Below are 12035 nucleotides of genomic sequence, written 5' to 3'. Positions count from 1 at the left end.
AATGCTGGCAGAGAATACAAGTACCCCGGATAATAGCGGCGCCCGACCGGCACCGTTTACCTTTATTGACCTGTTTGCCGGTATCGGCGGCTTTCACATCGCCATGTCGTCGGTTGGCGGTCAATGTGTGTTTGCGTCGGAATGGGATAAATTTGCCCGGATGACCTACGAGGCCAATTACCGGCCCCACAACCCTGAACTCTTTGACAGCAACCGGTTTAACTGGGACATTAATCAGGCGAAGCCTGAAGATATTCCGGATTTTGATGTGATGTGCGCCGGTTTCCCCTGTCAGCCCTTTTCGCATGCAGGCCTGAAAAAAGGCTTTGAGGACACGCGCGGAACCCTTTTTTTTCGGCTGGCCGAAATCGTGAAGCATAAAACAGATCTCGGGAAAAAACCAAAGGTACTGTTTCTGGAAAACGTAAAAGGGCTGAAATCGCACGATAAAGGCAATACCCTGCGACGGATTCAGGAAATTCTGGAAGACGACCTGGGGTATAGTCAGAAAACGGTGGTACTTAACTCCAAATATTTCGGGGTGCCGCAGAACCGCGAACGGCTGTTTATCGTGGCCATTGACAGCAGCATGGGCCTGACGTTCCAATTTCCGTTTGGCCTGACCAAAGAAGGGTTTCCGATCTACGATCCCACTGATCTGGAACTGGCTAAACCAACCCGTGTCAGCAATATTCTTGACCCGAATCCGCCACAAAAATATACGATCTCCGACCGGCTTTACCAGGGCCACCTGCGCCGCCGCCAGGAACATGCCGTGAAAGGCAACGGGTTTGGGTTTTCGCTGTTCAGCCCTGATTCAGCCTATACCAGCACGATTTCGGCACGCTATTACAAGGATGGCAGCGAAATTCTGATTGATCAGGGCGAGCATAAAAACCCGCGCAAACTTACCCCCGACGAGGCCCGGAAACTACAGGGCTACCCCGATGGCTTTGTTATTCCGGTAACGGATGTGCAGGCCTACAAGCAATTCGGCAACAGCGTTTCGGTACCGGTGATCAAAGCCATCGCCAACGAAATAAAGCAGCAGGTTCTCCAGTAAGCTCTTTTGTCATGCTATCCCTTATTTGTCATACTGACCTTTTTTGTCATGCTGACGCAGGAAGCATCTTACAAGATATATCGCCCATAACCGCTCCGCTTCAGGTCGCTCCCTACCAGAGCGGCCCTTTTATTTTCAGGGCGGCCGTGACAGATGACCAATGGCTTCGTATTAAGGCTAACCATCAAGCCTTTACCTGCTCTGTATGCACCTGTTTGACCTGCTTTCCGATGCCCTCCGCCTGAACATCATCAACGACAATGCGTACAAAACCCGCATGAACGGTTTTGCGTCTGAGGCCTTTTTCAGCCGCTACCTGAGCGACAGAGGGATTAACAGCTATCACGGCGGTTATCTGGTGCCCGTCAGGAAACACTCGTCCGCCCTGAACAACTTTGTTTACTTTACCTGCATCAGCAGTGCCGACGAGCCGGCAGATTATTTGTCGGTTTACCAGGCCCTGCTTCCGCTTCAGCCTATTTGCCAGTTTCTGATTGTGTATGAAAACGGGCGCTTTGCGGAGCAGACCATGATTGAGGCGGGCGGACGGCAATTCCCGTTACCGGTCTGGCAGGTTTACCGGTTTCAGGCCGGAGCCTTTATCCCGGAGCCCACCGGCATGGCGGCCCTGCTTAACCTCTTTGCTGACAGTGACCGTCCCACGGTATACCATCCCGTCAATGAGCGGTTGGTGGACGTTGCCCGGCGCGACCTTGCTTTCCTGTCTGCCAATGAGTTGTTTGCCCGCTACGTTGACCGGTTAATTTTTGATGTGCTGATCGGGCGGCGGAAAGTTAAGGGTGTCCCGACGGACATTGACTGCATTGTCAGGCAACCTGGTACGGATCAGCTTGTCCTGATCGAAGTAAAAGAGAAAGACGTAGCCAGAACCATTCCCGGTTTCGGGCTGGACGAGCACCGGATGCGAGCGATGAAACAAATCACGGACTGTACGGGGCTTCGGTACACGCTGGTGGTGCGGCACATCCGTAATCAGAAAGACAGAGCTTTTATTGGCTGGAAACGCATCGAAATCAATACGTTTATGCAGCATCGCCATCCGGTTCCGGTTGAAGGCGGCAAAGGCATGCGTTCGATGGACTCCCACAATCCGACGTATATCTGTCCGGTGTGGTATTTTAAGGAGATTTAGGGAGGGAATATTGACAGGTAAAGTATATAATTTCCCCAAATGTCAGAACCCAAGCCATCAGACAGGCCCTCCCATAAAACCAGTGATCAAAAAGTGTGTGCAGGCCAGACGATTGTCAGATTGAGTTGACGTAGCTGTTTAGGCTAATGCAAAAGACTTCCGCTGAAGCGTGAAATTTGGGTTGCGACACTCAAAATAGCTCACTTCTTGGAAGTCTTAGACAAAACTACCATCCAGCTTTGGATTCTGCCCCATCTCTCCGTCGGCCAGCGTGGCAAACCCATCAAAGTAGACATGACCAACCTGATTGAAGCCATCCTCTACAAACTCAAAACGGGTTGTCAATGGCGGCAACTGCCTGTCAAACAATTCTTCGATGATGAACGGCTGACTTGGCAAGGCGTCTACTACCACTTTAACCAGTGGCGCAAAGATGGCTCCTGGCGGCAGGTCTGGCTGAATGTGCTGCGGCTCAACAAACGTTTCCTGGACTTGTCGAGCATCCAGTTAGACGGTTCCCACACGCCCGCCAAGAATGGCGGTGAAGCTGTCGGCTATCAGGGCCGTAAAGCCGCCCGCACGACCAATGCACTGTTTGTGGCGGATAATCAAGGGGTGATGCTGGGCTGTGCCACGCCTCAGGCTGGCAACCATCATGACCTCTTCGAGATCGAGCCGCTTTTCGAGCAACTCTGTGTGCTGCTGGAAGAAGCGGGCCTTTCCCTGAAGGGCTTGTTTCTCAACGCAGACAGCGGCTTTGACAGCCAAGTGCTGCGGCAGGCCTGTCGACGGCGGGAACTGGAGGCTAACATTGCCTTAAACCGGCGGTCGGGTGTGAGGTCGGCGCACGAACTGCCTTATTTTGATGAAGAACTCTACAAGCGACGCGGGGTGATCGAGCAGGCCAATGGCTGGTTGGATAGTTTCAAGACGCTGCTAGTGCGCTACGAAACCTGTCTGGAGAACTGGCTCTCGTTTCATTGGTTAGCTTTCGTGGTCCTGCTTCTGCGCAAAATCCAACGACGAGAAGCCCTAACTATCAAACCCTAAACAGCCTCGACTATTACAAATTGGTAAAGCAATAGTTACCAGCCGTAAAACTGCGTTCAGGCTGGAATCTGACTTACTTTTTGAAACGCCAAATCTACAAACCGACCGTTGTTAAACAGCGTTTTTTTGCGGTCGCTCCAGGCTTCTAAATACGTGCCAACCTCATCGGCAGCAGCAAGGCCATGCGTTGTCTTCAGGTAATCTACCGACGACAATAGTTCCAGCCCAAATGGCGAGTAAAAGCCCGATAAAAAAGCTTTGGTTTTGTCTACAACGGCTCGGTGTTCAGCGTTTTCGGGCTTATTTAGCACTGCCTCTACGTCCGGCTCGGCATCAAGTGCTACGCCTAATTCCTCAAAGGGCTTTTTATCCATTGCACTAAAGCCAGTGATGTAGCTGCCATTGAGTTGATAAAGTACATGCCGTACCTGACCAGAGTAGGGGCCGTAAAAATTGGGTTGAAAATTCAGTTTGTGAAACTCATTAGCCCCAAAACGCTTCAAGAAGTAAACGATTTTTTCAGCCGCAAACTCAGATACAAATTCCCCGTTTTTTACCACATCGAATAGTACTGACAGCAACATGGCCCGCGCTGGTGTGAGCTTAATACGTTCGGCTTTCATCACCTCCTGCACTACGTAGTTAGGCTGATAGACGTAAATCTGGCAGTCGATATTGCTTAAATACTGCTCAATGAGTTCTTTTACACGATTCCAGTCTAAACCGCCGTTTCCGGCACCCAGAGGTGGTAAGGCGACTGATTGCAGTTGCCGCTCCTCAATAAGTTGTGTCAGTGCTGCCAATCCTGCTTCAATATATTCATACTCAGAAGGTTTACGCCAATCCGTTTTAGTTGGAAAGTTAATAATGAGTTTTGGTCCGTTTACGGCCAGTTCTTCCGTTACGAATAGTTTGCCAATGGCTACATCGCCTGCTTTACAGGCGTTACGATAGGCTTTATAATTTTCAGGAAACTGATTCTTAAATTGCAATGCAATTCCTTTACCCATTACGCCTACTGTGTTAACAGTGTTGACAAGGGCATATGCCGTGCTCTCCAGCAGGTTTCCTTCAGTATACTGAATCATGGGTCAAAAATAGAAATCTGGCTTTACTAACACCCTCTCCGGATTGATACCTAAACGAACAAGTATTGTTTTAGCCGGTTCGTCATACACAATATAGCCCCGGATAGCCGATATGGGTAAATCTCCCATAAGCAAAAACTCTGCCTGCTTGCGTCGTTTCAGGTCTGAAGTTGGATCATTGTCGTCTGTCCAATACTTACTTTTTATAGCTCCCCAATCCAGGAGTTGCCCAATATCAGGTAATGAGTCGGCGGTAAAAAAGCTACTGAACCCCTCTATAGCATGACCATCCGTAAAAATAAAATCTACTGATGAACAGGCTTTTATGTCACCTATAGAGGTAACACAATATACGATTTTTTCAGGAGAAACTGAATGTACACCACTGTATCCACGCTGAATTGTGTATAACATAGGCATACGGGGCCCAAAATAAAATGGAGTATAATCGCCGAGCCGTTGTTGGTTAGGCATCGGCCACTCAGTCCGCTTATTGATTAGTCGACTGTCGCCGATAGGAACAAAATTGGGATTATGGTTTGGGGAGTTTCGGTGCGTAATGCCGTGTTCGAGAACGTGCGGTATATTCTCGATGTGCGTCATGCGATACAGCCATATTTTGCTTAGGTCAGTCATTAATCCTCACCATAAGTTGCCCCGACATCAAACGCGGCAATAATTTATCGCAGAGTTGCGTAAGGGTTTTGCCTTTGTGTCTCAAACAAAAAAGCACTTACAAGTTTTACCTTATAAGTGCTTGACATTCAGTGCTCCCGAAGCTGGGCTCGAACCAGCGACCCTCTGATTAACAGTCAGATGCTCTAACCGACTGAGCTATTCGGGAGTATGTCGGTTAATGTGGGTGCAAAATTAAGCGCCGATCCTATATCAGGCAAGTGTTTTGTTGAAAAAAATCTAAAAAAACTGACCTTCCTTTAAAATACGACTGCTTATCAATGGCTTACACCCAACTTTTTTTTACCGGTACATGTCCGGACGATGCGACGGCACGTTGTGCAGAATCAATTCCTTGATCCGGCGGGCATCCCCCTTCGTGAAATTCTTGATCACAATCTCCGGCCGGGCACGCGGAATCACCCGGATTGTCGAGAAAAAGAGACCGTTGTCGATCTCAACGCCCGAAATATCACCGTAAAAAACAAAATTGTCTGTCCCGCCGATCAGCTTCCGGACGCGGAACGTCACACCCTTATCGTTAAACTCAACCACATCACGGTTGATCGGGTCTTTAAAACTGCTTGATTTGAATATTTCAGCCATGTTCGTTCTGATTTGTACAACGGAATGTCCTTTCGTACACCCCGGCTATTTTGGTAAATAAATGATCTTTTTGGTCTCAAAAAAAGGCTCTTCGAAGTACTCTGTCAAATCAAACGTTTTGTATTTATCAGATACTTCGGCCAGTTCTTCGGCTAAGTCCCCGCCTTTCAGGTATAAAACCCCGTTTGGTATCTCGTTGTTACCCTTCTTATGGATTTTATACCGTACCCACCCCATAAACGGTTTTAGGCGGGTTACGGCACGGCTTACGACAAAATCGTAGGTAGTGCTCAGCTGCTCAACGCGCTGTTGCTCAGCCCGTACGTTGGTCAGTCCCAGCGCCTGCGCGACTTCGGTAACAACCTTAATTTTCTTCCCGATACTGTCGACCAGGTGAAAATCGGACAGCGGAAATAAAATGGCCAGCGGAATTCCGGGAAAGCCGCCACCGGTGCCGACATCCAGAATCTCAGTGCCCGGCACAAACTGCACTACCTTACCAATCGCTAACGAATGCAGGATATGTTTTTCGTATAAACTGTCAATATCCTGACGGGAAATCACATTGATCTGCCCGTTCCAGTGCCGGTATAACTCGTCCAGCGCCGCGAACTGTTCGCGCTGCCGGGCCGTTAGCTTCGGAAAATATTTCTCTATTAGTTCAACACCCATCTTTTCTCTACCAGACAATTTTACGACGCTTTGTGAACAACACAATTATGCCCATGAAGGAATAATAAATTGCCAGCATTACGTCCATGAAACTAATTACACCCCAGTGTACGGTATGGGCCAGCCGATAACTGATACGCCCTACTACCACCCAAAAGGCTATTAACCGCAGCAAAAATAAGCCGGTAGCGGCTAACAGTAACGGATTCATCAGGGCATCAACCTGACCCGTCAGCCCGAGCCAGAGTGCCCAGAGCCCTGCCGGTAAGGCCAGCAACCAGCTGAATACATGCGAACCGGTCAGCAGACCCAGCCGCCATTTGTGCCCCGGCTTATAGAAACGGCCTACGTTCAAATGCCGGCGTTTCTGCCGCCGCCACTCCGGCCAGGTCTCTTTCGGAATCGACCATACAAAGGTATCGGGATTCAGCGAAACCACCGTATTATCGCCAGTAGCCACCTCGTTCATCAGCAGGTCATCGTCGCCGCCCATAACGCTCAGGTGCGTATAAAAACCGCGGTTGTCGAAAAACAGTTGCCGGCGGTACATTAAATTCCGGCCGACGCCCATGTACGGCCGCCCCGCTAAGGCCAGCGACAGGTACTGTACGGCCGTAAAAAGCGTTTCGCTGCGGATCAGGAAATTCAGGAAGCCCGACCGGCGGAAATACGGCGAAAAGCCCAGCACAATGCTTTGCTGCGGTGATCGCCAGCGACCGACCATTCCCGAAATCCAGTTCGCTCCTTCGGGCCGGCAGTCAGCGTCGGTCAGCAATACAACCGGATGCAGGGCCTTTTTCAACGCAATAGTCAGAGCGTATTTTTTCGGCGTCACGTGCTCCGGTGTGTTTTCGATGCGGATAAACCGGACATGCTGAAATGCTTCGGCTTCTTCCTGCAGGTAGTCATGGGTGCCGTCATACGAGCGGTCGTCCATCACCAGTACCTCATACTCCGGATAGTCCTGTGTGTCCAGAACGGGCAACAGTTCTTTCAGGTTTTCCTGTTCGTTCCGGGCAACCACCACCACTGTCACAGCCGGCCGGCCTTTGGGTTGATCTGTCGGTTCCTCCTCGTACCATGCAGTACGGGCATACACAAAAAAAATGTAAACGAGCTGAGCGAAAAGCGCTAACAGCCAACAACTAAGCAGAATGGTCAGTATCAACGATCTTGTAAAATTTGATCAATACGCAGCAACAGTAAACGGATTATGGCCTGTTGGCCAAAGTGGTCGCAAATATACGCCTTCGTACCGGAAAACTCTGTAAATCCGTAACTTTGCCCCCCGATTAACAGTGAGACCTATGACGTTTTCGATAACTGCCAATGATCCGCAGTCAAAAGCCCGAACCGGCGTTCTGACAACGGACCACGGCCCTGTTCAAACACCTATTTTTATGCCTGTCGGAACGGCGGGAACGGTTAAAGCCGTTCATCAGCGCGAACTGGAACAGGACATTAAGGCTGAAATTATTCTGGGAAATACCTATCACCTGTATCTCCGTCCGGGGCTCGATGTGCTGAGCAAGGCCGGCGGACTGCATCGCTTCAATGGCTGGAATCACCCGATTCTGACCGACAGCGGTGGCTATCAGGTCTATTCGCTGTCCAATACCCGCAAAATTCAGGAAGAGGGCGTCACGTTCAAATCGCATATTGACGGGTCGAAACACCAGTTTACACCAGAGGGTGTCATGGACATTCAGCGGACTATCGGCGCCGACATTATCATGGCTTTTGATGAATGTACGCCTTATCCCTGCGAGTACACCTATGCCCGCCGGTCGATGGAAATGACCCATCGCTGGCTCGACCGCTGCATTGACCGCTTCGACAGTACGGAAGGTCACTACGGCTACCGGCAGTTTCTGTTTCCGATTGTGCAGGGCAGTACGTACCCTGACCTGCGGAAGCAGTCCGCCGAAGTAATTGCGTCGAAAGAGCGGACCGGCAATGCCATCGGTGGCCTTGCCGTAGGTGAACCGGCGGAAGAGATGTATGAAACCATTGCGCTGGTTAACGAGATTTTACCGGCCGACAAGCCGCGCTACCTGATGGGCGTCGGGACACCGGCCAATATTCTGGAAGCCATTGCGCTGGGTGTCGATATGTTCGATTGTGTGATGCCGACCCGCAATGCCCGCCACGGCATTCTGTTTACCACGGAAGGCGTGATCAATATCAAAAACGAGAAATGGAGCCGGGATTTCAGTCCGGTTGACCCGGGTCTGGAGGGATATGCCAGCCAGTTTTATACAAAGGCGTATCTGCGGCACCTGATCAAGGCTGAGGAGCTGCTGGCGGCACAGATTGCCAGTATTCACAATTTGACCTTTTATTTATGGCTGGTCCGGCAGGCCCGCGAGCATATTGCTGCCGGTGATTACGTGAGCTGGAAAAACGAAATGGTCGTTAAGCTTATGCAACGGCTCTAAAAGACAACTCCCCAAGGGTTTGAAACCCTTGGGGAGTTAACAATACTTCCTGGAAGGTCAGCCCCGCCGGATTAATGCCTTTCTTATGCCTTCTTCGAAAACATGCGCAACCGGATTTCGGTCAGACGGCGCTTGGTGTCGAGCGGAAATTCTCCTTTCAGGATCCAGTCGTAAAACGATGGCTCCTTCTTCAGTACGTCCAGGACAGCAACGCCTTTGTGCTTGCCGAAGTTAAAGACTTCCACCCCTTTATCGTTATAAATCATCCGGCCGGCCAGATCAACAAAATTATTGGCGGCCAGATTATGCAGAAAATCAACATCGTTGGTAAATGTCACTTCGCGGCCGGCTTCGTCTTTCGTTGCCAGTCCTTCGTATCTCTGTACCTGTGCGTTCAGTACTTCCAGGGTAGCCATTGTATCGGCTTCGGCGCTGTGGGCATTCAGCAACTCCTTGCCACAATAGTAGCGATAGGCGGCCGACAGGTTCCGCGGCTCCATGAGGTGAAAAATGCGCTGGGCATCAACCAGACGCCGGTTTTTCATGTCAAAATCGATATTGGCGCGCAGAAACTCTTCGACCAGCATCGGCACATCAAACCGGTTGATGTTAAAACCAGCCAGATCACAGCCATCAATAAACTGTGCCAGTGTCCGGGCGACTGACTTAAATGGCGGGGCATCTTTTACATCATCATCATAAATTCCGTGAATCAGGCTCGATTCAAGCGGAATCGGCATGCCGGGATGAACACGCTGGCTTTTGACAATGACCTCGCCGTTAGGCATTGCCTTAATAAAACACAACTCAATAATCCGATCCTTTGCAATATTAATGCCGGTCGTTTCCAGGTCAAAAAACGCCAGAGGCTTCCTTAAATGTAATTGATGCGTCATACTTCTGTCCTGATTTAGGGACGATACCTGCAAAGGTAGAAAAAAACGGGGGGTGTTCGGCAAATTAGGAGAAATCGCTATATTGTAAGCCAAGCCTCATATAACCATGACCGACAAAGAACGTATCGAACGACTGGAGCTTCGCTGTGCTGAATTTATGCGCTGGCAAGACGAATATAATGCCCACCTGACCCGCACCAACGACCGCCTGATCATGCTCGAAGCGCGGCTGGAAAAAATGATGGCACTGCTCGGGACAACAACAGAGCAACTGGATGCAGATTTACCCTTATGGGAACACACTACGTTTTTGCTTCGTCAGCTCGCACAACGGCAGAATTAACCATAAAAAAAGCCGATACCCTGAGCAGGTACCGGCTTTCCTGTCCCCGTAACGGGTATTATAACTTAGAGAAGTCGAATGTCTCCAGGAACGCAGTCGTGAATTGACCCGACTGGAAGCCAGGATCGTCCATAAGTCTGATATGGAACGGAATCGTTGTTTTGATGCCTTCGATCACAAACTCCTGCAATGCCCGCTTCATCCGCGTAATCACTTCTTCACGCGACTGGCCCGAAACAATCAGTTTAGCAATCATCGAGTCATAGTTCGGCGGAATGGTATAACCGGCGTACACGTGGCTGTCTACCCGTACACCGTGACCACCCGGCATGTGCAGGTTGGTGATTTTGCCCGGCGACGGACGGAATCCGTTTGCCGGATCTTCGGCATTAATCCGGCATTCCATCGCATACAGTTTCGGCGTATAGTTCCGGCCAGAAATCGGTACACCGGCAGCAACTTTGATCTGCTCTTTAATCAGATCAAAATCAGTCACTTCTTCCGTAATCGGGTGTTCTACCTGAATCCGGGTGTTCATCTCCATGAAGTAAAACTTGCCGTGCTTGTCGACAAGGAACTCAATGGTTCCGGCACCTTCGTACCCGATTGCCTGCGCACCGGCGATGGCAGCCTGACCCATTTCTTCACGAAGCTCCGGCGAGATAATCGGCGACGGCGTTTCTTCAACCAGTTTCTGGTGGCGGCGCTGAATCGAGCAATCACGCTCTGACAAGTGACACACCTTACCATACTGATCACCAACGATCTGGATCTCAATGTGACGGGGCTCCTCCACGAATTTCTCCAGATAGAGGCCGTCATTGCCGAACGCGGCACCGGCTTCTACCCGTGCATCGTTCCATGCTTTCTCGAAATCCGCTTCGGTTTTGATAATCCGCATACCACGGCCACCACCACCGGCAGTTGCCTTGATGATCACCGGATATCCCATGCCGACTGCCAGACGCTTTCCTTCTTCTACAGACTCAAGCAGGCCTTCTGAACCGGGAATAACCGGTACACCCGCCGTTTTCATCGTTGCTTTAGCCGTTGCCTTATCGCCCATGGCGTTAATCTGCTCAGCTGTTGCACCAATGAACTTAATGCCGTAGTCGGCACAAATCTGCGAAAACTCCGCGTTTTCAGACAGGAAGCCGTAGCCGGGGTGAATGGCATCAGCACCCGTCACTTCGGCCGCAGAAATGATGTTTGGTATATTCAGATACGATTGCTTGCTGACAGGCGGACCGATACAAACGGCCTCGTCGGCAAAACGTACGTGCAGGCTGTCCCGGTCAGCGGTTGAATACACAGCTACCGTTTTAATGCCCATCTCACGGCACGTCCGGATAATCCGCAGTGCAATCTCGCCCCGGTTGGCGATTAATATTTTCTTAAACATAATGAGTGAATTAGCGAATGAGTGATTGAGCGAAGAGTGAAAAGACCGTTATTGGCTAACAAATCACTCACTCGCTCAATCACTCATTCACTCATTAGATTAGATAGGTTCAACAAGAAACAATGGTTGATCGTATTCTACAGGCGTAGCGTTTTCGACCAGCACTTTTACGATACGACCTGAGATTTCAGATTCGATTTCGTTGAACAGTTTCATGGCTTCGATGATACAAACCACTTTTCCGGTTTTGATTTCATCACCAACTTCTACAAATGAAGGGTTGTCCGGACTGCCTGAGCGGTAGAACGTACCGATCATCGGCGATTTGATGGTCAGGTAGTTTGACGTGTCCGCTTTTGGTGCAGGCGCTGCCGCCGGAGTTGCTGCGACAGGGGCTGCCGCTACGGGCGCTGCGGCTACAGGAGCCGGCGCAGCTACGGGTGCCGGTGCGGCTACAACGCCGCTATAACGCTTAACACTGATTTTCAGGTCGTTTGTCTCGATGTTTACTTCATCAAGACCCGACTGTGAGATAAAGTCAATTAATTTCTGAATGTCTTTCGTATCCATGAGTTTCAGGGGTTAGGGGGCTGAAGTTTAAAAGGTTAGCAATTTATGTAATTGCCGTCAATCAAAAACCGGCTATCCC

The 12035-nt window shown here is 50.2% G+C and carries 13 protein-coding genes and 1 tRNA gene; 5 read left to right on the top strand and 9 right to left on the bottom strand.

Annotated elements, in window-relative coordinates:
• Position 1 precedes the first annotated feature (1 nt).
• The 3 genes from dcm (at position 2) to AC23NW_RS24060 (ending at position 3266) form a co-directional block, all read left to right on the top strand.
• Positions 2-1063 carry a DNA (cytosine-5-)-methyltransferase gene (gene dcm, locus AC23NW_RS24070; protein ID WP_487452660.1) on the top strand — a complete coding sequence of 354 codons (1062 nt, stop codon included), beginning with the start codon at positions 2-4 and terminating at the stop codon, positions 1061-1063.
• Positions 1064-1268: 205 nt separating this feature from the next.
• A complete protein-coding gene (locus tag AC23NW_RS24065; protein ID WP_487452658.1) occupies positions 1269-2216 on the top strand; it encodes a hypothetical protein in 948 nt (315 codons plus the stop codon).
• Between the two features lie 207 nt (positions 2217-2423).
• Positions 2424-3266 (top strand): IS5 family transposase, encoded by an 843-nt coding sequence (locus AC23NW_RS24060; RefSeq protein ID WP_487452657.1) that lies wholly within the window; start codon positions 2424-2426, stop codon positions 3264-3266.
• Between the two features lie 56 nt (positions 3267-3322).
• Here AC23NW_RS24060 and darG read toward each other — a convergent pair whose 3' ends face one another.
• The 6 genes from darG to AC23NW_RS24030 form a co-directional block, all read right to left on the bottom strand.
• The gene (gene darG / locus AC23NW_RS24055) at positions 3323-4354 is read right to left on the bottom strand and encodes a type II toxin-antitoxin system antitoxin DNA ADP-ribosyl glycohydrolase DarG (protein WP_487452655.1); all 1032 of its coding nucleotides are present in this window, start codon (positions 4352-4354) and stop codon (positions 3323-3325) included.
• A gap of 3 nt (positions 4355-4357) precedes the next feature.
• Positions 4358-4957 (bottom strand): type II toxin-antitoxin system toxin DNA ADP-ribosyl transferase DarT, encoded by a 600-nt coding sequence (gene darT / locus AC23NW_RS24050; RefSeq protein WP_487452653.1) that lies wholly within the window; start codon positions 4955-4957, stop codon positions 4358-4360.
• 167 nt (positions 4958-5124) lie between these two features.
• Positions 5125-5198: transfer RNA gene (locus AC23NW_RS24045), tRNA-Asn, on the bottom strand.
• Between the two features lie 134 nt (positions 5199-5332).
• Complete coding sequence (locus AC23NW_RS24040; protein WP_293842485.1) at positions 5333-5635, bottom strand: hypothetical protein; 303 nt, start codon at positions 5633-5635, stop codon at positions 5333-5335.
• A gap of 45 nt (positions 5636-5680) precedes the next feature.
• Positions 5681-6307, bottom strand: coding sequence for a 16S rRNA (guanine(527)-N(7))-methyltransferase RsmG (gene rsmG, locus AC23NW_RS24035; RefSeq protein WP_487452651.1), 627 nt, complete (start codon positions 6305-6307; stop codon positions 5681-5683).
• 7 nt (positions 6308-6314) lie between these two features.
• Positions 6315-7475, bottom strand: a complete 1161-nt coding sequence (locus AC23NW_RS24030) for a glycosyltransferase (protein ID WP_487452650.1) — start codon at positions 7473-7475, stop codon at positions 6315-6317.
• Positions 7476-7614: 139 nt separating this feature from the next.
• Here AC23NW_RS24030 and tgt point away from each other — a divergent pair, with 139 nt between their 5' ends.
• Positions 7615-8745: a tRNA guanosine(34) transglycosylase Tgt gene (gene tgt, locus AC23NW_RS24025; RefSeq protein WP_487452648.1), complete on the top strand. Its 1131-nt coding sequence runs from the start codon at positions 7615-7617 to the stop codon at positions 8743-8745.
• 83 nt (positions 8746-8828) lie between these two features.
• On the opposite strand, the gene AC23NW_RS24020 is transcribed toward tgt, so the two are convergent.
• The gene (locus tag AC23NW_RS24020) at positions 8829-9641 is read right to left on the bottom strand and encodes an exonuclease domain-containing protein (RefSeq protein WP_487452647.1); all 813 of its coding nucleotides are present in this window, start codon (positions 9639-9641) and stop codon (positions 8829-8831) included.
• A 106-nt stretch (positions 9642-9747) separates the two neighbouring features.
• On the opposite strand from AC23NW_RS24020, the gene AC23NW_RS24015 reads away from it, so the two are divergent.
• Positions 9748-9984 carry a hypothetical protein gene (locus tag AC23NW_RS24015; RefSeq protein WP_293842476.1) on the top strand — a complete coding sequence of 79 codons (237 nt, stop codon included), beginning with the start codon at positions 9748-9750 and terminating at the stop codon, positions 9982-9984.
• Between the two features lie 58 nt (positions 9985-10042).
• Here AC23NW_RS24015 and accC read toward each other — a convergent pair whose 3' ends face one another.
• Both accC and accB read right to left on the bottom strand, forming a co-directional pair.
• The gene (gene accC / locus AC23NW_RS24010) at positions 10043-11386 is read right to left on the bottom strand and encodes an acetyl-CoA carboxylase biotin carboxylase subunit (protein ID WP_293842473.1); all 1344 of its coding nucleotides are present in this window, start codon (positions 11384-11386) and stop codon (positions 10043-10045) included.
• Positions 11387-11485: 99 nt separating this feature from the next.
• Complete coding sequence (gene accB, locus AC23NW_RS24005) at positions 11486-11956, bottom strand: acetyl-CoA carboxylase biotin carboxyl carrier protein (RefSeq protein WP_487452645.1); 471 nt, start codon at positions 11954-11956, stop codon at positions 11486-11488.
• Positions 11957-12035 lie beyond the last annotated feature (79 nt).

The sequence above is a fragment of the Arsenicibacter sp. R0_47 genome, assembly GCF_057652235.1.
Note: the sequence above shows the minus strand (reverse complement) of the source record. Positions and strands in the feature narration are given on the sequence as shown.